The organism is Streptomyces sp. NPDC035033, assembly GCF_040636735.1.
In the GTDB taxonomy this organism is placed as follows: Bacteria; Actinomycetota; Actinomycetes; order Streptomycetales; family Streptomycetaceae; genus Streptomyces.
Window position 1 is genome coordinate 1 of sequence record NZ_JBEZUZ010000044.1, and the last position, 20,026, is coordinate 20,026.

Genomic DNA, 20,026 nt, shown 5'->3' on the forward strand with positions numbered 1-20,026 from the left:
GCGGGTCGCCGACACCCGGGCGGCCCTCGCCCTCGGGCAGGCCGCCGACCCGCACGCCACCGGCTGGCTCCGGCCGCCGGGCGGCGAGGCGGCCCCGGCCCCCGCCCCCGTACCGCAGCAGCAGTCCCCGCAGCCCGATCCGGCCCCGGGCCCGTGGCGGCCGTGGCGCTTCCGCATGTCCAACGACGTGTGGGGGACGCCGGTCGTCGACGGCGACCTGCTGTACGTGACCTCCTTCGAGGTGCACGCGCTGGACACCGGCTCGGGCCGGCGCCAGTTCAAGACCCGGGACGTGGCCTGGTCGATGGCGGTGGCCGGCGGCCGCATCCACGCCTCCGACGGGCCGACCCTCTACGCGCTGGACGCCACCGACGGCGGGGAGCGCTGGCGGCTGCGCACGGACGCCTGGGTGTACTCCCTCCAGGTGGACCGGGGCACCGTCGTCACCGGCACCCGGGGCGGCGGCGTGCAGGGCTGGGAGGCGTCCAACGGCGCCAAGCTGTGGGAGATCACCGGCTGCCAGACCGACTTCGAGACCCCGGAGGCGGGCCCGGCCGTGCACGGCGACACCGTGTACGTCTGGCGGGACGCCCGGCTGGTGGCCCTCGACGCCCGGACGGGCACCGAGCGCTGGTCGTACCCGATCGGCGACGCCGCCTCCTGCGGGCACGTGCCGGTGCGGGTCGCCCCGGCCGAGGACGGCTGCGTGTACGTCTCCGCCGGCACCCGCGTCCTGTCGATCGACATCGCCGCCGGGCACGTCCGCTGGCACTTCGAGGCGCCCGCCGTCTTCCTCTCGCCGCCCGCCTTCGCGCCCGGCCCGGCCGTCACCGGCGGCGGCGTGTACCTCGCCGACCACCTCGGCACGGTGTACGCGCTCGACGCCACCACCGGCCAGGACCGCTGGCGGATCGCGACCGAGCCGCGCCAGTCGTCCGAGCCGGTGCTCGTCGCGGACGGCAACGTGCACGTCGGCAGCGGCAGCGCGCTCTACACCCTGGACGCGGTCACCGGCACCCCCAGGTGGCGGTTCGCGGCCGGCGGCGAGCTGGTCGGCACCCCCGTCGTCGCCGACGGGCGGGTCCACTTCGGCTCCGCCGACCACGTCCTGTACACCCTGGACGCGACCGGCGGGCAGCTCCGCTGGAAGCTCGCCACCGGCGGCGAGATCACCGGCTCGCCGGTGGCGAAGGGCGGGGTCGTGTACGCGTGCAGCAAGGACCGCTGCGTCTACGCGCTCGACGCGGCGAAGGGCACCGCGACCGGCCGGGGCGCCGCGGCCCGCTAACCCCTCGGGGGCTCGTCCCGGTCCCGGTCGCGGTCGCGCGGTGGCTCGGCCGGGACGTCGAAGCGGCCGGGGGCGGCGTACGGCATGGACCGGGTCTCGGTGTCGTACGGCGACCGTCCGGGCGGCGGGGCCTCCCCGGGCGGCGGTTCGTCGGGCGCCGGGTGCGCGGGCGGCGGCGCGGCCGGCTCCAGGCGGTGGCGGCGGGGCCGGCCGGACATGACGAGGGCGCCGAGCAGGAGCAGCACCCCGCCGCCGAAGGCGAGGCCGACGCCGACGCCGAGGCCGCGTCCGTCGCCGGAGACCACCAGGCCCTCCTCGGCCTGCCCGACCCGCACCGCCCACAGGACGGTGAAGCCGAGGACGACCAGCCCGGCGAGGGCGACGAGCGGCCGGGAGCGCAGCACCACCCCGAGCAGGGCGAGGAGGGCGGCGAAGGCGAAGGGCAGCAGGATCGAGCCGATGACCTCGGCCTTGGCGTCGGTGACGCCGGTGAAGAGGTCGTCGATCGGATAGTCGCGCCCGGGACGGCCGTCGTACCAGGCACGGAAGGGGCTCCAGACGGCGGCCGTCGCTCCGGCGAGGGCCAGGACCGAGCCGACGGCGTTGCGGATCATCGATCGGCCTCCTTGCGCGCGGCGTCGCGGTCGGGCTCTCTCGCTCCCGACGCTACGCCGGGTGGCGGGGGCCCGCCATGCGGGGCGCGGCCCCCGCTAGGGTGTGGCGCGCACATGACGACGACGGACGGGGAGACGGCGATGACACGGACCCGGCTGAAGATGGCGGCCACCCTGACGGTGGTGGTGCTGGCGCTGACCGGCTTCCAGACGAGCAGCAGCGGCGGCGGCAAGGGCGGCAGCGGCAAGAGCAAGTCCAGGAGCGGCGACGGGGGCGGCTGCTCCAGCGACAAGAAGGACAACGACGACTACGCGGGCTCCGGTGGCGGCGACTCCAGCGGTGGCAGCGGCAGCGGCAGCGGCGGCAGCGAGTACACCGCCGAGCCCGCGCCCAGCACCACCACCGCCACCGCGAAGGTGGTCGTCGTCGACTGCGTGAAGCCCGCGCAGAAGAAGCGCAAGGGCAGGCCGGCCCGCAAGGCGGACACCACGGCGACCCTGCGGATCACCTCGGACGCCCTGACCGAGACCACCTTCCAGGTGACGCTGGAGTTCAAGGGCACCGCGGGTTCGGCGGTGGACTCGGCGGTCGTGGACGTGACCGTCAAGCCGTACGAGACGAAGACCTTCGACGTGCGGATGAAGAACCCGAAGGCCGTCGACCGCGTGCGGAACTGCTGGGTGTACGACGTCCGCGAGGCGTAGCCGCGCCCGACGGGCGCGCGGGGCGGCGGCTACCGCGTCCGGTACCCCGTCCGCCGTCCGGTGAACAGCTCCGCCTGCCGGTCCGCCGGCAGGTTGCCGAGGGCGATGAGGTGCGGGGCCTGGGCGAGGGCCTGGGACCTGACGGCCTCCTTGGCCGTCCACAGGGCCCGTACGGTGCCCTGCACGGCCTCCGTCGGGTACCCGGCGATGACGGCCGCCGCCTCCCGCGCGGCGGCGAGCGCCCCGCCGGGCCCGGTCACCTCGCTGACCAGGCCGATCTCGTACGCCCGCCGGGCGGAGATCCGTTCGGCGGAGCCCATCAGGGCCATCCGGGCGACCTCCCCGAACGGCATCCGCTGCGCCATGTGGACGGTCTCGAAGGCGCTGACCATGCCGTAGGTGGTGTGCGGGTCGAAGAAGGTCGCCGTCTCGCCGGCGATGAGGAACTCCGCCTCGCCGAGCAGGTAGAAGGCGCCGCCGCAGGCCATCCCCTCCACCGCGGCGATCACCGGTTTCCACAGGTCGTTGGCCTTGGGGCCGATCGCGATCAGCGGGTCGTCGAGGGTGTACGGGGACGAGGGCTGCGGCACCCGGCCGGCGTCGTCGCGGTCGACGCCGGTGCAGAAGGCCCGGCCGCCGGCGCCGGTGAGGACGATCGCCCGGATGTCGTCCTCGTACCGGAACCCCCGCCAGACGGCGGCGAGTTCGTCCGCCATGGCGAGGGTGAGGGCGTTGAGCCGCTCGGGCCGGTCGAGGGTGACGACGGCGACGCCGGTCGTCCCGTCCCGCTCCAGGGAGATCGTCATCCGCGCTCCAGGAGCCAGCGGGGGACGGCGATGCCGTCGATCTCGGTGAAGGCGACGCGGACGGGGGCGCCGATCCGCAGGCGGGCGGGGTCGAGGGAGTTCAGGGGGGCGTCGGGGGCGGTGACGACGTTGCCGGCGAGGCGGACGCGGGGGGCGTCGGCGAGTTCGACGAGGACCGCGTTGTAGGGGGCCTGGTCGGCGTAGTCGGGGAGCAGCGGCGGGTGGGGGAGCACGTACGACCAGATCCGGCCGCGGCCGGACATGAGCCGCCACTCGGTGGCGAAGGACCGGCAGTGCGGGCAGCAGGGGCGGGGCGGGAAGCGGAGTTCGCCGCAGCCCTCTTCGGCGCACGCCTGGATCCGGAGTTCGCCGCGGGCGGTGAACTCCCAGAAGAGGGCGCCGTCTTCGTCGATGACGGGGTTCAGCATCGGGTCAGCTCCTGAGGAGTAGGGCCGAGGTGGGCACGCCCTCGCCGGCGGTGACGAGGCAGGTGGCGGCGCCGGGCACCTGGGCGGTGGAGGTGCCGCGGAGCTGCTTCACGCCCTCGTTGATGAGGTTGAAGCCGTGCACGTACGCCTCGGAGAGGCCGCCGCCGCCGGTGTTGAGGGGAAGCCGGCCGCCGAGTTCGAGGGCGCCGCCCTCGGTGAAGGCGCCGCCCTCGCCGCGCCCGCAGAAGCCGTACCCCTCCAGGGAGAGCGGGATCAGCGGGGTGAAGGCGTCGTAGATCTGGGCGACGTCGACGTCCTGGGGGCCGAAGTCGGCGGTCTTCCACAGGTGGCGGGCGGCGGTCCAGGCGGGGCCGGTGAGCGGGTCGTCGTTCCAGTAGTTGACCATGCCGTGGTGCTGGGCGGGCAGGCCCTGGGCGGCGGAGTGGACGTAGACGGGCCGCTGCCGGCAGTCGCGGGCCCGTTCGGCGGAGACGACGACGCAGGCGAGGGCGCCGTCGGTCTCCAGGCAGTTGTCGAAGAGGCAGAGGGGTTCGCTGATCCAGCGGGAGGTCATGTACATCTCGCGGGTCAGCGGGCGCTCGTACATGATCGCGGCCGGGTTCTGGTTGGCGCGGTTGCGGCAGGCGAGGGCGACGTTGAAGAGGTGGTCGCGGGTGGCGCCGTACTCGTGCATGTAGCGGCGGGCGAGCATGCCGATCTCGTCGGCGGGGCGGAGCAGCCCGAAGGGGCGGGTCCACTGACCGGGGGTGGGCAGCTGGACGGCGGTGTTCTTCCAGGGGCGGGGGCCGGAGCCGCGCTTGCGGGAGCGCCAGGCGACGCCGACGCTCGCCTGGCCCGCGGCGATGGCGGCGGCGAGGTGGCCGACGGTGGCGCAGGAACCGCCGCCGCCGTAGCCGACCTTGGAGAAGAAGGTGACGTCGCCGGCGCCGATGGCCTTGGCGACCTCGACCTCGTCGGTCTCCTCCATCGTGTAGGAGGCGAAGGCGTCGACCTCCCCGGGGGCGATGCCGGCGTCGTCGAGGGCGGCCAGGATCGCCCGGCAGGCGAGGGCCTTCTCGGTCTCGGGGAGCTGTTTCGCGAAGGGCGTCTGACCGATCCCGACGATGGCTGTGGCGTCCTTGAGCACCGGACCTCCTCATGGGGCAGCACTGCTGACAGCGCGTCAGGCTACAACTAATCTGACGGATAGTCAGCTACAGCGAGGCTGGGGGTACGGACATGCGTGGCGAACTGGAGTGGGGCACGATCCCGGGACTCGTACGGGCGGCGGGGGAGCGGTACGGCGGACGGGAGGCGGTCGCCGAGGGCCGCGTCCGCGTCTCCTACGCCGAACTCGCCGCCCGCGTCGAGCGGTCCGCCGCCGCCTGCCTGGCGGCCGGCGTACGGGCCGGGGACCGGGTCGCGGTCTGGGCGCCCAACAGCCTCGACTGGATCACCGCCGCCCTCGGCGCCGTCACCGCGGGCGCCGTCCTCGTCCCGCTCAACACCCGCTTCAAGGGCGCCGAGGCCGCCGACGTCCTGGCCCGCTCCCGCGCCCGGCTCCTCTTCGTCACCGGCACCTTCCTCGGCACCTCGTACGTCGCCTCCCTGCGCCGCGCCGGGGTGCCCCTGCCGCACCTGGAGCGGGTCGTCGTGCTCGGCGACACCGCGCCCGACGAGGCCGGGTGGACCACCTGGAAGGCGTTCCTCGCCGAGGGCGACCGGGTGCCGGCCGCGCGCGTCCGGGCCCGCGCCGACGCGATCGACCCCGACGCCCCCTCCGACATCGTCTACACCTCCGGCACCACCGGCCGCCCCAAGGGCGCCGTCATCAGCCACGCCCAGACCCTGCGCTGCTACGCGGAGTGGGCCTCCCTCGCCGGTCTCGCCGAGGGCGACCGCTACCTCGTCGTGAACCCGTTCTTCCACACCTTCGGCTACAAGGCGGGCGTCCTGGCCTGCCTGATGCGCGGGGCGGTGATCGTGCCGCAGCCGGTCTTCACCGTCGACACCGTCCTCGCCAACATCGCCGCCGAGCGGATCAGCGTGCTGCCCGGCCCGCCCACCCTCCACCAGTCGCTCCTCGACCACCCGGCCCGCGCCGCCCACGACCTGTCCACCCTCCGCCTGGTCGTCACCGGCGCCGCCGTCGTCCCGCTGCTCCTCGTCGAGCGCCTCCGCGCCGAGCTGGGCGTCGGCACCGTCCTCACCGCGTACGGCCTCTCCGAGGCGAGCGGCCTGGTCACCATGTGCCGCCGCGACGACCCCGACGAGATCGTCGCCACCACCTCCGGCCGGCCCGTCCCCGGCACCGAGGTCCGGCTCTCCGACTCGGGCGAGGTGCTGGTGCGGGGCCACAACGTGATGCGCGGCTACTTCGAGGACCCGGAGGCGACCGCCGCCGCGATCGACCCGGACGGCTGGCTGCGCACCGGCGACGTCGGCGTCCTCGACGGGGCGGGCAACCTGCGGATCACCGACCGGCTCAAGGACATGTTCATCGTCGGCGGCTTCAACGCCTACCCCGCCGAGATCGAGCAACTCCTGGGCCTGCACCCGGACGTCGCCGACGTCGCCGTCGTCGGCGTCCCCGACGCCCGGCTCGGCGAGGTCGGCAAGGCGTTCGCGGTGCGGCGCCCCGGCTCCCTCCTGACCGCCGACGACCTGATCGCCTGGGCGCGCCGGGAGATGGCCAACTACAAGGTGCCCCGGCAGGTCGAGTTCGTCCCGGAGCTGCCGAGGAACGCGAGCGGGAAGGTGGTCAAGGGGGAGCTGCGGAAACGGGGTTGAGGCGGCGGGCGTCCGGCGCGCGGCTTCCGGAAGATTGGAATCCCTTTATGGAAGAAGGAGCGGCGAGGCAACCGACCGCTCGCGTGTACACGTCATAGAGGCACGCGACCTCCCGTCCCCCTCCGATCCGAGGAGCACCAGGTGTCCACGCAGGAGATCCCCCTCACCCTCACCCCGCAGCAGGCCGCCACCGGCGTCGTCATCCCCGTGACCCTGCCGACCGGCGCCACCCGGCTCCACGTCCCGCCCTGCCGCCACGGCGACCTCGTCCCGGTCCAGCTCGCCGGCGGCACCGTCCTCCTCCGCATCACCGTCGCCGGCGGCCAGACCCCGCAGCGGCGGAAGTCCGGCGTCGCCGGCTGCCTCGTCCCGCTCCTCGTCATCGGCGCGATCATCGGAGGCTCGTACCTCCTGGGCGCCAACGACGACGACGCGCCCGAGGCCCGCCCCACCGTCCCCACCTTCTCGATCTCGCCCTTCCCCAGCCTCGACCTCCCCACCCCGGACACCGACCCCACCGCGGAGCCCACCCCCACCGAGGAGGAGCCCGACCCGTACGACAAGGGCACCTGCCTCAACGGCACCCTGCCGGACTCGGAGACCGCGCAGTCCGTCAGCGGCGTCGAGGAGGTCCCCTGCTCGGCCTCGGACGCCCACTACAAGGTCATCCAGACCTTCCCCTTCACCTCCGACATGAACCGGTGCAACGCCAACCCCAAGACGCAGTACGCCTTCTCGCACCGCTACACGATGAACGGCACCACCATCAGCGAGTACGTCTACTGCCTGGTCGGACTCGGCTCCTACGCGCGCAACTAGGCCCTACTCCCGCCGCAGCAGGACGATCCCGGCCTCCTCCCGCACCACCCGCCAGGACGGGTCCCCGGACACCGCGCGCAGGACGCCGTCCGTCGCCCCGGCCGGGAAGCCGTCCGCCCGGTCCAGGACCAGCCACTCCACCGCCGGCGCCCGGTCCGGCAGCCCCGGCACGGCGAGCCGCACCACCGTCCGGTCCGTGAGGTGCGGGGCGAGCGAGTTGCTCGCCGCCACCCGCACCCCGTCCGGCACCAGCCCGACCGCCGCCCGCGCCGCCGCCTCCCGCGGACCCTCCCGCCAGAAACCGGGCGCGGCGAGCTGGGCGGTCGGCTGGAGGGGCAGGAGGAGGAGCACCGCCCCGAGGGGGACCGCGAGCGGCAGCCGCGCCCCGCGCCGCAGCGCGTCGACGAGCGCCGCGAAGGCGACGGGCACGAGCACCGCCGAGTAGTGCAGCCCCGGCTCCCAGTGCGACGGCACCGACGAGGCGAACCGCCAGCCCAGCGTCGGCAGCAGCAGCCACGCCAGCGGACTGCGCACCACCAGCCCGCCGGTGACGGCGAGCAGCGCGAGGACCGTCAGCACCTTCACGGACCAGCCGTCCAGGAGCCCGTACGCGCCCCCGACCCGCTCCGCGTACAGGTACCGCCCGTCCGGCGCGAACCCCGGGATCACCACCTTGAGCACCAACAGCGCGGCGAGCGCCGACCCGCCGGCGAGGAGGAGGCCGGTGCGCCGCTCCCGCCGGTCCCGCGCCCGGTGGGCGATCAGCAGCCCGAGGACGGCCGCCGTCGCCCCCAGGTCCTCCTTCACCAGCAGCAGCCCCGCCGCCCACCGGGCCGCCGCCCCCGCCCGCCCGTCCAGGTACGCCCGGCAGGCCAGCGCCAGCGGCGGCAGCGCGAACGCCACCTCGTGGAAGTCGAAGCCGACCAGCGCCTGCACGCCCCACGCCAGCCCGCAGGCCGCACCGACCACGACCCCGGCCCACGGCCGCCCCGGCAGGTGCCGCTGCGCCGTCCGCCCCGTCACGTACACCGCCGCGGCGACCAGCGCCGTCTGCGCCACGAGCAGCACCTCCACGCGCGGCACCAGCCGGTACACCGGCCCGAGGAGCGCGAGCACCGGATGGAAGTGGTCCCCGAGCAGCGGCAGCGCCTCGCCCGCGAAACCGGCCGGGGCGGTCGCCGTCCGGATCTCCGACGCGGGCAGCCGCCCCTCCGCCCACGACCGCACCGCCTGCCCGAAGATCCCCAGGTCGTAGCCGGTCGTCCGGAACCGGGCGTGGTTCCGCAGCGCGAAGGCGGTGTGCAGGACGAAGAGGACGGCGGCGACGAGCGCGGGCCCGGTCCGGGACGCGGCGGCGAGGCGGGGCGCGACGGCCGCGGGCTTCTCCGGGGCGGTGATCATGAGCATGGGCCGCAGCCTGGGCGGGACCGCCTGAAGGGCCCCTGAAGCTCCCTGAGGATTTCCTCAGGGACCGCCGGCCCCCGGCGGGCGATACTCGGGGCCATGCGCATCCTGGTGATCGAGGACGAGGAACGGATAGCCGCCTCGCTGCGCCGCGGCCTCACCGCCGTCGGCTACACCGTCGACGTCGCCCACGACGGCGTCACCGGACTCCACCTCGCCCGCGAACACCGGTACGCGGCCGTCCTGTTGGACCTGATGCTGCCCGGCCTCAGCGGGTACCAGGTCTGCGCCCGGCTGCGCGCCGAGGGCAACGAGGTGCCGGTGCTGATGCTGACCGCGAAGAACGGCGAGTACGACGAGGCCGAGGGCCTGGACACCGGCGCCGACGACTACCTCGCCAAGCCCTTCTCGTACGTCGTCCTGGAGGCCCGGCTGCGGGCCCTCGTCCGCCGCGGCGGCGCCCGCGTCCCCGCCCTCCTGGAGGCCGGCGACCTGTGGCTCGACCCGGCCCGCCGCACCTGCGGGCGGGGGAGCGAGCGGATCGAGCTCACCCCGAAGGAGTTCGCCGTCCTGCACTGCCTGCTGGGCAGGCTCGACGAGGTGGTGCCCGTCGTCGACGTCCTCGACGAGGTGTGGTCGGCGGACTTCACCGGCGACCCGAACATCGTGCACGTCTACATCAGCGCCGTCCGCAGGAAGATCGACGCCCCCTTCGGCCGGGAGACGATCGAGACGGTGAGGGGCGCCGGCTACCGGGTGAGCGGCCGTGCGTGACGCCGCGCGCCCCGTGTGGGCGAGCCGGCCCGTCTGGGCGTCCGGCCTCGCCGCCGCGCTCGTCGTCGGCTGCGCCGTCGCCTGGCTCCAGTACGCCGACCGGGCCGCCGGCCCGCGCTCCACCTGGCCCGCCGTCTTCGTCAACGACGACCGGGTCGGCCCGCAGATCGCGTGGATCACCACGTGGGGCACCTGGCTGGGCGCCCTGTACGTGGCCGCCGTCTGCCTCCTGGCGGGGAAGGGCGGCCCGTGGTGGGTACGGCTCCGGGGCGCGGCCGTCGCCGCCGCGGTCACCGCCGCCCTGTACGCCACGTACGGCACCTGGCTCGTCAAGGAGAACGAGTTCGGCAAGGTCGACGTCGCCGAGAAGGCGTTCCGCTGGGCCATCGCCTGCGTCGGCCCCTCCGCCGGCCTCGTCACGGCGGCGGCGGTCGCGGCGGCGATCGGCCGGGGCGGCGCCCGGATCTCCTTCCGGGGCCGGGTGGCGCTGACGGCCGGGGGAGCGGCGGGAGCGCTCTTCCTCGCGGCCGTCCACACCTTCCAGACCCTGGAGGAGGCCCAGGAGTCGCTGGACGCGGTCTACTGGATCGCCCTCACCACCGGCGTCCCGCTGACGGCCCTGCTGACCGGCCGCCTCGTGCACGTCATGGTCGCGCGGGCGCTGCGCCCGGTGGAGGCGATCCGCCGCGAACTCGCCGACATCACGGGCCAGTCGCTCGACCGCCGCGTCCCCGTCCCGCCGACGGAGGACGTCCTCGCGGACCTGGCCCGCACGACGAACGCGACCCTGGACCGGGTCGAGGCGGCCTCCACCCGCCAGCGCGAGTTCACCGCCGACGCGGCCCACGAACTCCGCAGCCCCCTGGCCGCGTTGCGCGCCCAGCTCGAATCGGCCCTCCGCCACCCGGAGTCGGTCGACGACTGGCAGGAGGTCGTGCGGGAGGCGACGGTGGACGTCGTCCGCCTCCAGCACCTGGCCGACGACCTCCTGCTGCTGGCCGGCCACGGCTCGGTGCCCCCGGTCCGCGAACCGGTCGACCTCGCGGCCCTCGCGGAGGACCTGGTCCGCGAACACCGGCACCTCCCGGAGTCGGCCGCCCTGCGCCTCCACTGCGAGGCCCCGTCCCCCGCGGTCCTCCCGGGCAACCCGGTCCACCTGGACCGCCTCCTCCGCAACCTCCTGACGAACGCCTGCCGCCACGCCCGCGCGAAGGTCACGGTGACGGTGACCCGTACCGGCCCGGACCTGCTCCTGACGGTCCACGACGACGGCCCCGGCATCCCGCCCGCCGACCGCGCCCGCGTCTTCGACCGCTTCACCCGCCTCGACACCGCCCGCACCCGCACCACGGGCGGCGCCGGCCTCGGCCTCCCCATCGCGAGAGACCTGACCCACGCCCACGGCGGCACCCTCACGATCGAGGACACGGAAGGAGAGGGCGCGTTGCTGGTGGCCCGCTTCCCGACGACCACGTGACCCGCCGACCGACCCGAAGGGGCCCGAACCGACAAGCGGTTCGGGCCCCTTGAGCGGCGCTGCGGCGATCAGGTGGCGTGCAGGTCGTTCGTGGTGTCACCGGTGATGTGCAGGTTGTTCGTGCTGTCACCGGTGATGTGCAGATTTGCCATGGCCGGAGTAGCCGTCCCGACAGCCACGGCTGCGGCGATGGCGACGACGGCGAGGAGACGCTTGGTGCGGATCACGCTCAACTCCCTCTTGAGATGATGACCTTGTCGGTCCGACCCTCGCTCGCGACCGGACGACAGGGCCAAACGGTCGGGCTGACTCCGTCAGCTTCGGCCTGTGCATACGTCAGGAGGGGCCGGGCGGGTGCCCGGCCCCTCCTTGCGTGGTGACCTGATCGCGTTGCGCGCGGTCCCTGCCTGACGGAATCCCCCCGATTCCGTCGGGCGTCCCCCGAGACCGCGTGCTCCCCCGTCGACCGGGCCCCCTGTGGATGGCACCGGCAGCTCCCCCGAAGTCGCCGCCGGTGCCGTCATCCCCGTGGGGGAGTGGTCTACTTGACCGGCTCCGTGGTGACGTGGAGGTTGTCGGTCGAGGCGCTGCCCTCACCGAGGACCTTGTCCGCGATGGCGTCGGCCGGCTCCGAGGTGACGTGCAGGTTCTTGGTGCCGATCTGCTCCGTCTCGCCGCCGGTGACGTGCAGGTTCTCCGGCTTGACGGTCGGGTCGGTCGCGTCGATCTCGGCCATGGTGTTCCCCTCCTGGTGGATGGCGTGCGTGTCGTGCGGTGGGGAGCCCGTCCGGCTGTTCCCCCGTGGACGGTCGGACGGGCTCCCATGGGCCGCTCACCCTAATGCGTAGGAGTGACAGCCTCTGCGGCGACCCGTCTGCCCCCCGACACGGCGGATCGTTGAGAACCACTCTGGCCCGAGGCGATAAACGAATGATGAACGCCCCTGCGGGGGCGGTGTTCAGGCAGCCGCCTGTGGAGCGAGCAGCGATCTGACCTCGGCGGCTTCCGTTGCCCCCAACTCCTCGTAGATGTCGAGGGCTTCCTGCCAGCAGACCTGGGCCCGCCCCGTCTGCCCGAGGGCGTCGAGGGCCCGGCCGAGGACGGTCAGGACATTGCCGCGCCGCCAGTCGCCCCCGATGCCCCGCAGCACCGTCAGGGCCATCTCGGATCCGGCCGCCGCTGCTCCGTACCGGCGCCTCGCGATGTCGACTTCGGCGAGACGGAAGAGGGTCATGCCCTCCCACAGCCGCTGCCGGCTTTCGACGAAGACCGTGAGTGCCTCACGGAGCCGCTCGGTCGCGGCATCGAGCTGCCCGCTCGCGGTGAGGGCGAGCCCGAGCGCGTAACGGCCGTTCGCCCCCTTCAGTGAGTGCCCCATCTCGTCATACATCGCCGCTCCCTGCTGGGCCATGCGCACGGCGTCGTCCCGCTGTCCTGCCGCCAGACGGAGCCGGGACAGGTTGCACAGAGCGGAGGCTTCGCCGGCCCGGTCCCCGATGCTGCGGAACTCGTCTATGGCCAAGGTGAAGTGGCGGTCCCCGTCGTTGTGTCGCCCTTGGTAGAGCGCTACGGCGCCCATCACGTTCAGCGCCCAGCACATGGGCAGACGGTCGTCCACGGATCCGGCGAGCCCTGCCACCTCTTCGGCTTCGTGGGCGGCCTGGTCGAAGCGCCCCTGGTAGTGGTGCACGTACGCCAGCGTGTTGGCCGCCCGTCCCTCCGCCCGTACGTCGCCCGCCTTCGCCGCCGCGTCCCGGAGGACCGTCGCGACCGCCTCGTACTCCTTGGAGTTGGCGCCGGACTCGGCCAGGTCGAGGGAGGCCCAGAGGAGGTCGACCGCGCGGCGGAGGGTCGTCGCGGAGGAGGCGGACTGGCGGACGCAGGCGAGGAGGCAGTGGGACTCGGCGTAGAGCCAGTCCTGGGCCTCGTGGCGGTCGGTGAAGGCCAGGCCCTCGTACTCGGTGGGTTCGAGGTGGTCGACCAGGCGGTCGCCGGGGCGCTCGATGGCGTAGACCCGCGCCGCCGTCGAGAGGTAGAAGTCGAGGAGGCGGGAGAGCGCGGCCTCCTTCTCCGTCGGGGGGTGCTCGTCGCGGTCGGCGCACGCACGCGCGTAGAGCCGGACCAGATCGTGGTAGCGGTAGCGGCCGGGGGCCGCCGACTCGACCAGGGACGTGTCGACGAGGGCCTCCAGGAGGTCCTCCGTGTCCCAGAGGGGGAGGTCCAGGACGGCCGCGGCCGCCGCGAGGGAGATGTCGGGGCCGTCGGCCAGGCCCAGGAGGCGGAAGGCGCGGGCCTGGGCCGGCTCCAGCTGGCCGTAGCCCAGCTCGAAGGTGGCCTTGACCGCGAGGTCGCCGGCCTGGAGTTCGTCGAGGCGGCGGCGCTCGTCCGCCAGCTTGGCGGCGAGGACCGAGACCGTCCAGGTGCGGCGGGCCGCCAGGCGCGAGGCGGCGATGCGGATCGCCAGGGGGAGGAAACCGCAGGCCGCGACCACGTCGAGGGCCGCCTCCCGCTCCGCCCGCACCCGCTCCTCGCCGACGATCCTCGTGAAGAGCTGGAGCGCCTCCTCCGGGGACATCACGTCGAGGTCCACCAGGTGCGCGCCCGCCAGGTCCACCATCCGGATGCGGCTCGTGACCAGTGCCGCGCAGCCCGCCGTGCCGGGCAGGAGGGGCCGGATCTGGGCGGCGTCGCGGGCGTTGTCCAGGAGGACCAGGACGCGGCGGCCGTCCAGCGTCGAGCGGTAGAGCGCGGCCCGGTCCTCCAGCGAGTCGGGAATGGCCGAATCAGGTGTGCCGAGGGCGCGGAGGAAGGAGCCGAGGACCGTCTCCGGGGCGGCGGCGCGGGCGCCCGCGCCCTGGAGGTCGACGTACAGCTGCCCGTCGGGGAAGTGCGGGCGCGCCTCGTGCGCCACGTGCACGGCGAGCGTGGTCTTGCCGACGCCGCCGATGCCGGCGAGCGCCGAGACCGCCATCACCGAGCCCTCCGCGGTGGCGAGCCGCGCGCCCAGCTCCCGTACGAAGGCGGCCCGGCCGGTGAAGTCGGGGACGGTCGCCGGGAGTTGCGCCGGGCGGGCCACCGGTGCGGCGGCCGGGGCCTGCTCCTCGACGGGGCGGGCCAGTTCGGCGTCGCCCTGGAGGATGCGCTGCTGGAGGCGGGAGAGTTCGGGGGTCGGGTCGACGCCGAGCTCGTCGGCGAGGAGCCGGCGGGTGTCCGCGTACACCGCGAGCGCCTCGGCCTGCCGGCCGCCCCGGTAGAGCGCCAGCATCAGCAGTTCGCGCAGGCGCTCGCGCAGCGGGTGCGCGGCGGTGAGCGCGGTCAGTTCGGAGACGGCCTCGGCGTGCGCACCGATCTCCAGGTCGACGTCGAGGCGGGTCTCCAGGAGGGTGAGCCGCCACTCCTCCAGGCGGGTCCGCTGGGCCTCGGCGTACGGCCCCGGGACGGAGGCCAGGACCTCGCCGTCCCACAGGTCCAGGGCCCCGGCGAGCCGGGCCCGGGCGGCCACCCGGTCGCCCGCGGCCCGCAGCTTCTCGGCCTCGGCGGCCAGCTCCCGGGCCCGGGTGAGGTCGAGCGCGGTGGTCCGCAGCGCGTAGCCGCCGGACTCGCTGACCAGCACCTCGGCGCCGAGGACCTTGCGCAGCCGGGAGGCGTACGTACGGAGCGCGGCGAGCGCCTGCGAGGGGGGTTCCTCGCCCCAGAGCGCGTCGATGAGCTCGGAGGCGGTGGCCGTCCGGCCGCCCCGCAGGAGCAGCGCGGCGAGCAGGGCGCGCTGCTGCGGCGACCCGGTGGCCAGCGGCTCCCCGTCCCGCCAGGCCCGCACGGGCCCGAGCACGCCGAAGCGCAGGCCGGTGCCGGTGCCGGTGCCGGTGCCGGTGCCGACGCCCGGCTCACCCGGCTTGTCCGGCTTGTCCGGAACCGTCGCGACCGGAGCGTCGACTGCCGTCGCCGGGCCGACCGCCGCTGCCGGGTCGACCGCCGCCTGGCCGGCCGCGTCCGTCCTCGCCCGCTGCCGGGGCACGCCGACGTCCGCCCCGGCCCCGTTCCCGCCGGGGCCCTGCGCCGGGACGCGCGGCCCGTTCTCCTGCCCCATGGCTCCCCCTGCCCTGCCGGTGGTATCGCCCCGGACAGTCTGCCTTGTCCGGAGGGAGCGCGTCAGCATCGGGGCGGCCGTCGTGAAGGAGCTGTGACGGGTACCGGCCGTCACGATAGCTGACGGTTCGTCAGATCGGCGCTACCGTGAACGGCATGGAGACCCAGGAGACCTTCCCCAGGATCATCTCGGTGGACGACCACACCGTGGAGCCCCCGCACGTCTGGCGGGACCGGCTCCCGTCCCGGTACCACGGCACCGGCCCGCGGGTCGTCCGGGCGCCACTGAAGGAGATGACCTTCCTCGGCGGCAAGTTCGCGCCCGTCATGGGTGCGAAGGGCGACGACGGGCCGATCGGCGACTGGTGGGTCTACGAGGACCTGCACAGGCCCCTCACCCGCCTCGACACGGCCGTCGGCTGCGACCGCGACGAGATACGCCTCGAAGTCATCACCTACGAGCAGATGCGGCCGGGGTCCTTCTCCGTGCCCGACCGGCTCGCCGACATGGACGTCAACCACGTCCAGTCCGCGCTCTGCTTCCCGACCTTCCCCCGCTTCTGCGGCCAGACCTTCACCGAGGCCGCCGACCGCGAGCTCGGCCTGCTCTGCGTGCGGGCGTACAACGACTGGATGGTGGAGGAGTGGTGCGGCCCCGAGGCGCGCGGCCGGCTGATCCCGCTCACCCTCATCCCCTTGTGGGACCCGGAGCTGGCCGCCGCCGAGGTGCGGCGGAACGCCGCCCGGGGGGTCCGCGCCGTCGCCTTCTCCGAGATCCCCCCGCACCTGGGGCTGCCCTCGGTCCACACCGACCACTGGGACCCCTTCCTCCGGGCCTGCGACGAGACCGGCACGGTCATCGCGATGCACATCGGCTCGTCCAGCCGGATGCCGTCCACCTCGGCGGACGCCCCGCCGGCGGTCGGCTCCACGATCACCTTCGCCAACTGCTGCTTCTCGATGGTCGACTGGCTGATGAGCGGCAAGTTCGAGCGCTTCCCGAACCTGCGGATCATGTACGCGGAGGGCCAGATCGGCTGGATCCCGTACATCCTGGAGCGGGCGGACGTGGTCTGGGAGGAGAACCGCGCCTGGGGCGGCGTCGCCGACAAGGTCACCCGGCCGCCGTCGGAACTCTTCGCCGGGCACGTGTACGGCTGCTTCTTCGACGACGCCTTCGGGCTGAGGAACCTGGACGCGATCGGCGTCGGGAACGTCCTCTACGAGACGGACTACCCGCACTCCGACTCCACCTGGCCCCGGTCGAAGGAGGTCGGCGAGGCGCAGATGGGCCACCTGGCCCCGGACGTGGTCGAGCGGATCGTGCGCGGCAACGCGATCGACCTGCTGGGCCTGACGCCGGAGGGCCTCTGGCGGCCCTAGGAGCGGCCCACCGGGGCGGGAGCGGGGCGCCCCCGCCCCGCACGTCACGGCCGGTTCTCGCTCACCTCAATGGTCTAACGAGGCTCCTCCCTGATAGCTGAGGGTCAGGAAGTGCGCACTAATGGTAGTCACGTGTGCGATTCATGCACACGCGAGACAGCCATGGTGGGCACCCTCCGGGGTGTTCACGAACGGAGCCTGTGAAACATGACCACCGACCATCCGCACGTCCCGCCCGCGGACGACGACATAGAACCGACCCGAGGAACCGCCCAGGGACCGGCCCACCGGCCCGCTGTCTCCCCAGCTTCGTCCCGGCCGCCCGGCGCGTCCCCCTTCCCCGACCGGCAGGCCCTGCCGCCGGTCCCGCCGGCCGACCGGGCCGTGACGGTGCTTCCGGCCGCCCCCGCGCACGTCCCCGGCGAGTGGAAGGAACCCCCGACCGCCCGCGAGACCGGGACGGCGACCGCCCGGGAGGTCGAGGCCGATCGGGAGCCGGTGACCGTCCGGGAGGCGACGACCGCCCGCGAGTCGGTGACCGCCCGCGAGCCAGTGACCGCCCAGGAGCCGGAGACCGCCCGGGAGTCGGAGACCGCCCGGGAGGCGCGGGACTCCTCCGTACCCTCCTCCGGGCCGTCGGCCGCTTCCGGGCCGCCGGCCCTCCCGGACCAGGACGGTTCCGGGGACGAGGCGATCCACACGCTTCTGCGGACGGCGGCGACCGAGCGTCCGGTGGAGGAGGTCGCCGCGCTGGTGGCCCGGCTCCAGGAGACCGGCGAACTCTCCAGCCCCGCGGACGTGGCGCTGCGCGCCGCCGCCGTCAGCCGCCCCGTGGGCGAGGTGCGCCAGCTGCTCGTGCTGCTCAACGCCTCGGGGTACGACCTCCACCAGGCCGAGACCACGCTGCGCGCCGCGGCGGTGGGCCGGCCGATCGAGGACGTGGTCCAGCTCGTCGGCATCCTCGGGACCGACAGCGACGCGTGGCGGCCCGCCCCGGGCGTCGCCGCCGCGCCGGCCGCGACCGACCCGAAACGCGCCGACCGCACGGCCGACCGCGCCACCGGACGCGCCGCCGAGCGCCGTGAGTCCGCCCTGAACGGCGCGCTCGCCACCGGGCCCGGCAGCCACGACGCCTCGCCGGCGCTGCGGTCGGCGCTGCGCTGGCCCGCGGCGGTCGCGCTGTTCGTCTGCGGCCTCGTCCACCTGCCGACCGACCTCGCCGGCCTGCGGTCGGGCGGCGACGCGCAGACGCTGTCCGTGGTCGTCAGCGTGCTCTCCCTGGTGTGCGCCGTCTGGCTCGCCTCCCGGGACACCCTGATCGCCTGGGCCGCCTCCGCGGGGCTCGCGGTGGTCGTCATCGTGCTCCACGGAGTCGCGAGCGCCCGCGCCGTCGACCTGCTGGCGCCCAGCCTCGGCACCACCTTCGCCTGGGCCAGGGCACTGGCGCTGCTGAGCGCCATGGCCGTCGTCTTCCTCGCCGGCTCGGCCCTGGTGCGCCACGCGAAGGCGGCGACCGCGACGGACGGCGCCTGACGGCCGGCGCCCGCCGGTCGCCCCGCCGGTCGCCCCGGCGGTGACCGGCACGGCACGAGAGCGGTTCCCCGCCCGGGCAGCCCCCGCTGCCCGGGCGGGCGCGTGCGCGGCGAACGGCGCTCCCCCACCCCTTGCCTGATGGGCCGTCAGGTACGAGCATGGGCCCCGCCCGTGCATGTGACGGCTCGTCAGAAACAGGGTCCAGGGGGTCCCCATGGTGGTCTACGGGATGCAGCTGCCCGTCCAGTCCCAGTCCGTGATCTACGCCGAGCCCTGGGAGTCCGCCGCCGGGCCCGCCGACCTGCTGGCCGTCGCCCGGGCCGCCGACGCCCACGGCTTCGACTACCTCGCCTGCTGCGACCACGTGGCGATCCCGCGCCGGCTCGCCGCCGCCATGAGCACCGTCTGGTACGACCCGGTCGCCACGCTCGCCTTCCTCGCCGCCGCCACCGAGCGGGTCCGGCTGCTCTCGCACGTCGCCGTCGTGGGGCTGCGGCACCCGCTGGTCACCGCCAAGGCGTACGCGACCGTCGACCACCTCTCCGGCGGCCGGCTGGTCCTCGGGGTGGGCGCCGGGCACGTGCCGGAGGAGTTCGAGGCGGTCGGGGCGGACTTCGAGGGGCGCGGCGGGGTGCTCGACGAGACCCTCGACGCGCTGCGGGCGGCGCTCGGCCCGGAGGAGTTCCCCGAGCACGCGGGGGAGCGGTTCGCCTTCAAGGACCTGGGGCAGCGGCCCCGGCCCGCGCAGGAGCGGGTGCCGGTCTGGGTGGGCGGCTCCTCGCCGGCGGCGGTGCGGCGGGCCGCGCTCAAGGGCGACGGCTGGCTGCCGCAGGGCGACCCGCGGGACGTCCTGGCGGGGCGGATCGCGCGGATCCGGCGGCTGCGCGAGGAGGCCGGGCTCGCGGGGCCCTTCGTCTTCGGCGCGATCGCCGAGCCGCTGTACGTCGGCACCCCCGGCTGGGAGGTCGGGCGGCGCACGCTCAGCGGCCCGCCCGGGGAGCTGGCGGCCTCGCTCCGGGAGTACGGGGCGATGGGCGTCGGCCAGATCCAGGTGCGGTTCCGCAGCCGGAGCCGTACCGAACTCATCGAGCAGATGGCGGCCTTCGCCGAGGAGGTCGCCCCCCATCTGTAGGGAGTGGGCACATGGGCAAGCTGGACGGCCGGGTCGTGATCGTCACGGGGGCGGCGCGCGGACAGGGCGAGCAGGAGGCGCGGCTCTTCGCCGCCGAGGGGGCGAGGGTGGTCCTCGCGGACGTGCTGGACGGCCCGGGGGAGGCCCTGGCCGAGGAGCTGACCGAGGAACTGGGCGAGGAGCGGGCCGTCTTCGTCCACCTGGACGTGACCCGCGAGGAGGAGTGGGCGGCGGCCGTGGCGGCGGCCAAGGCGCGGTTCGGGCGGATCGACGGCCTCGTGAACAACGCCGGCGTCCTCCGCTTCAACGCACTGCTCGCCACGCCCCTGGAGGAGTTCCGGGCGATCGTGTCCGTCAACCAGACCGGCTGCTTCCTCGGGATCAAGGCGGTGGCCCCGGAGATCGCGGCGGCCGGCGGCGGCACGATCGTCAACACCGCCTCGTACACGGGGGTGACCGGCATGGCCGGGGTCGGCGCCTACGCGGCCTCCAAGCACGCGGTGCTGGGGCTGACCCGGGTGGCGGCGCTCGAACTGGCCCCGAAGGGGATCCGGGTGAACGCGGTCTGTCCGGGCGCGATCGACACCCCCATGAGCAACCCGGAGGGGGTGGACCCGGCCGCCACCGGGGAGCTGTACCGCAGGCTCGTGCCGCTCGGCCGGATCGGCCGCCCGGAGGAGGTGGCGGCCCTCGCCCTCTTCCTGACCTCGGACGACTCCTCGTACGTGACGGGCCAGCCGTTCGTCGTCGACGGCGGCTGGCTGGCCGGCGTCTCGCTCTTCTAGCC

18 protein-coding genes are annotated in these 20,026 nt (G+C 74.7%); 10 read left to right on the forward strand and 8 right to left on the reverse strand.

The annotated features are described in order from the left end of the window. Positions 1 to 1,288 (forward strand): PQQ-binding-like beta-propeller repeat protein (locus AB0E83_RS19320; RefSeq protein ID WP_362112794.1); only part of this gene is annotated, 1,288 nt, incomplete at its 5' end. Here the strand turns inward: AB0E83_RS19320 and AB0E83_RS19325 are convergent. Next, the gene (locus tag AB0E83_RS19325) at positions 1,285 to 1,902 is read right to left on the reverse strand and encodes a hypothetical protein (protein ID WP_362112797.1); all 618 of its coding nucleotides are present in this window, start codon (positions 1,900 to 1,902) and stop codon (positions 1,285 to 1,287) included. The two genes, AB0E83_RS19320 and AB0E83_RS19325, sit on opposite strands and share 4 nt — an antisense overlap. 114 nt (positions 1,903 to 2,016) lie before the next feature. Between AB0E83_RS19325 and AB0E83_RS19330 the strand changes: the two genes are divergently transcribed. After that, positions 2,017 to 2,607, forward strand: a complete 591-nt coding sequence (locus AB0E83_RS19330; RefSeq protein WP_362112800.1) for a hypothetical protein — start codon at positions 2,017 to 2,019, stop codon at positions 2,605 to 2,607. A 29-nt stretch (positions 2,608 to 2,636) separates the two neighbouring features. Here the strand turns inward: AB0E83_RS19330 and AB0E83_RS19335 are convergent, their stop codons facing one another. The 3 genes from AB0E83_RS19335 to AB0E83_RS19345 are packed head-to-tail and all read right to left on the reverse strand — an operon-like array spanning position 2,637 to position 4,988. Next, entirely contained in the window at positions 2,637 to 3,413 is a 777-nt protein-coding gene (locus AB0E83_RS19335) for an enoyl-CoA hydratase/isomerase family protein (RefSeq protein WP_362112803.1), read from the reverse strand. After that, entirely contained in the window at positions 3,410 to 3,841 is a 432-nt protein-coding gene (locus tag AB0E83_RS19340; RefSeq protein ID WP_362112806.1) for an OB-fold domain-containing protein, read from the reverse strand. The genes AB0E83_RS19335 and AB0E83_RS19340 overlap by 4 nt, the downstream gene beginning before the upstream one ends. A gap of 4 nt (positions 3,842 to 3,845) precedes the next feature. Continuing rightward, positions 3,846 to 4,988 (reverse strand): lipid-transfer protein, encoded by a 1,143-nt coding sequence (locus AB0E83_RS19345; protein WP_362112809.1) that lies wholly within the window; start codon positions 4,986 to 4,988, stop codon positions 3,846 to 3,848. A gap of 92 nt (positions 4,989 to 5,080) precedes the next feature. Here AB0E83_RS19345 and AB0E83_RS19350 point away from each other — a divergent pair, with 92 nt between their 5' ends. Beyond that, entirely contained in the window at positions 5,081 to 6,631 is a 1,551-nt protein-coding gene (locus tag AB0E83_RS19350) for a FadD3 family acyl-CoA ligase (RefSeq protein WP_362112812.1), read from the forward strand. A gap of 141 nt (positions 6,632 to 6,772) precedes the next feature. After that, a complete protein-coding gene (locus AB0E83_RS19355) occupies positions 6,773 to 7,450 on the forward strand; it encodes a hypothetical protein (protein ID WP_362112815.1) in 678 nt (225 codons plus the stop codon). 3 nt (positions 7,451 to 7,453) lie between these two features. On the opposite strand, the gene AB0E83_RS19360 is transcribed toward AB0E83_RS19355, so the two are convergent. After that, positions 7,454 to 8,857 carry a DUF2079 domain-containing protein gene (locus AB0E83_RS19360; protein WP_362112818.1) on the reverse strand — a complete coding sequence of 468 codons (1,404 nt, stop codon included), beginning with the start codon at positions 8,855 to 8,857 and terminating at the stop codon, positions 7,454 to 7,456. 96 nt (positions 8,858 to 8,953) lie between these two features. Here AB0E83_RS19360 and AB0E83_RS19365 point away from each other — a divergent pair, with 96 nt between their 5' ends. Beyond that, positions 8,954 to 9,628, forward strand: a complete 675-nt coding sequence (locus AB0E83_RS19365; protein ID WP_362112821.1) for a response regulator transcription factor — start codon at positions 8,954 to 8,956, stop codon at positions 9,626 to 9,628. Next, entirely contained in the window at positions 9,621 to 11,105 is a 1,485-nt protein-coding gene (locus AB0E83_RS19370) for a HAMP domain-containing sensor histidine kinase (RefSeq protein WP_362112824.1), read from the forward strand. The genes AB0E83_RS19365 and AB0E83_RS19370 overlap by 8 nt, the downstream gene beginning before the upstream one ends. A 68-nt stretch (positions 11,106 to 11,173) precedes the next feature. On the opposite strand, the gene AB0E83_RS19375 is transcribed toward AB0E83_RS19370, so the two are convergent. The 3 genes from AB0E83_RS19375 to AB0E83_RS19385 all read right to left on the reverse strand — a co-directional run bounded on the left by AB0E83_RS19375 (position 11,174) and on the right by AB0E83_RS19385 (position 15,192). Then, entirely contained in the window at positions 11,174 to 11,332 is a 159-nt protein-coding gene (locus AB0E83_RS19375; protein ID WP_362112827.1) for a hypothetical protein, read from the reverse strand. Positions 11,333 to 11,646: 314 nt separating this feature from the next. Next, positions 11,647 to 11,841: a hypothetical protein gene (locus AB0E83_RS19380; RefSeq protein ID WP_362112830.1), complete on the reverse strand. Its 195-nt coding sequence runs from the start codon at positions 11,839 to 11,841 to the stop codon at positions 11,647 to 11,649. 222 nt (positions 11,842 to 12,063) lie between these two features. Beyond that, positions 12,064 to 15,192 (reverse strand): BTAD domain-containing putative transcriptional regulator, encoded by a 3,129-nt coding sequence (locus AB0E83_RS19385; RefSeq protein WP_362112833.1) that lies wholly within the window; start codon positions 15,190 to 15,192, stop codon positions 12,064 to 12,066. A 155-nt stretch (positions 15,193 to 15,347) separates the two neighbouring features. Between AB0E83_RS19385 and AB0E83_RS19390 the strand changes: the two genes are divergently transcribed. From AB0E83_RS19390 to AB0E83_RS19405, 4 genes are all read left to right on the forward strand, one after another. After that, positions 15,348 to 16,574 carry an amidohydrolase family protein gene (locus tag AB0E83_RS19390; protein ID WP_362112836.1) on the forward strand — a complete coding sequence of 409 codons (1,227 nt, stop codon included), beginning with the start codon at positions 15,348 to 15,350 and terminating at the stop codon, positions 16,572 to 16,574. Between the two features lie 207 nt (positions 16,575 to 16,781). Beyond that, positions 16,782 to 18,107 (forward strand): hypothetical protein, encoded by a 1,326-nt coding sequence (locus tag AB0E83_RS19395; protein WP_362112839.1) that lies wholly within the window; start codon positions 16,782 to 16,784, stop codon positions 18,105 to 18,107. 214 nt (positions 18,108 to 18,321) lie between these two features. Next, entirely contained in the window at positions 18,322 to 19,239 is a 918-nt protein-coding gene (locus tag AB0E83_RS19400) for a TIGR03619 family F420-dependent LLM class oxidoreductase (protein ID WP_362112842.1), read from the forward strand. An 11-nt stretch (positions 19,240 to 19,250) separates the two neighbouring features. Then, positions 19,251 to 20,024: an SDR family NAD(P)-dependent oxidoreductase gene (locus tag AB0E83_RS19405; RefSeq protein WP_362112845.1), complete on the forward strand. Its 774-nt coding sequence runs from the start codon at positions 19,251 to 19,253 to the stop codon at positions 20,022 to 20,024. Positions 20,025 to 20,026: the final 2 nt, after the last annotated feature.

Bases quoted from the DNA above. Each gene is read 5' to 3' on its own strand.
- AB0E83_RS19325 (WP_362112797.1), bottom strand. From the start codon at position 1,902: ATGATCCGCAACGCCGTCGGCTCGGTCCTGGCCCTCGCCGGAGCGACG.
- AB0E83_RS19330 (WP_362112800.1), top strand. From the start codon at position 2,017: ATGACGACGACGGACGGGGAGACGGCGATGACACGGACCCGGCTGAAG.
- AB0E83_RS19335 (WP_362112803.1), bottom strand. From the start codon at position 3,413: ATGACGATCTCCCTGGAGCGGGACGGGACGACCGGCGTCGCCGTCGTC.
- AB0E83_RS19340 (WP_362112806.1), bottom strand. From the start codon at position 3,841: ATGCTGAACCCCGTCATCGACGAAGACGGCGCCCTCTTCTGGGAGTTC.
- AB0E83_RS19350 (WP_362112812.1), top strand. From the start codon at position 5,081: ATGCGTGGCGAACTGGAGTGGGGCACGATCCCGGGACTCGTACGGGCG.
- AB0E83_RS19360 (WP_362112818.1), bottom strand. From the start codon at position 8,857: ATGCTCATGATCACCGCCCCGGAGAAGCCCGCGGCCGTCGCGCCCCGC.
- AB0E83_RS19365 (WP_362112821.1), top strand. From the start codon at position 8,954: ATGCGCATCCTGGTGATCGAGGACGAGGAACGGATAGCCGCCTCGCTG.
- AB0E83_RS19380 (WP_362112830.1), bottom strand. From the start codon at position 11,841: ATGGCCGAGATCGACGCGACCGACCCGACCGTCAAGCCGGAGAACCTG.
- AB0E83_RS19385 (WP_362112833.1), bottom strand. From the start codon at position 15,192: ATGGGGCAGGAGAACGGGCCGCGCGTCCCGGCGCAGGGCCCCGGCGGG.
- AB0E83_RS19390 (WP_362112836.1), top strand. From the start codon at position 15,348: ATGGAGACCCAGGAGACCTTCCCCAGGATCATCTCGGTGGACGACCAC.
- AB0E83_RS19395 (WP_362112839.1), top strand. From the start codon at position 16,782: ATGACCACCGACCATCCGCACGTCCCGCCCGCGGACGACGACATAGAA.
- AB0E83_RS19400 (WP_362112842.1), top strand. From the start codon at position 18,322: ATGGTGGTCTACGGGATGCAGCTGCCCGTCCAGTCCCAGTCCGTGATC.
- AB0E83_RS19405 (WP_362112845.1), top strand. From the start codon at position 19,251: ATGGGCAAGCTGGACGGCCGGGTCGTGATCGTCACGGGGGCGGCGCGC.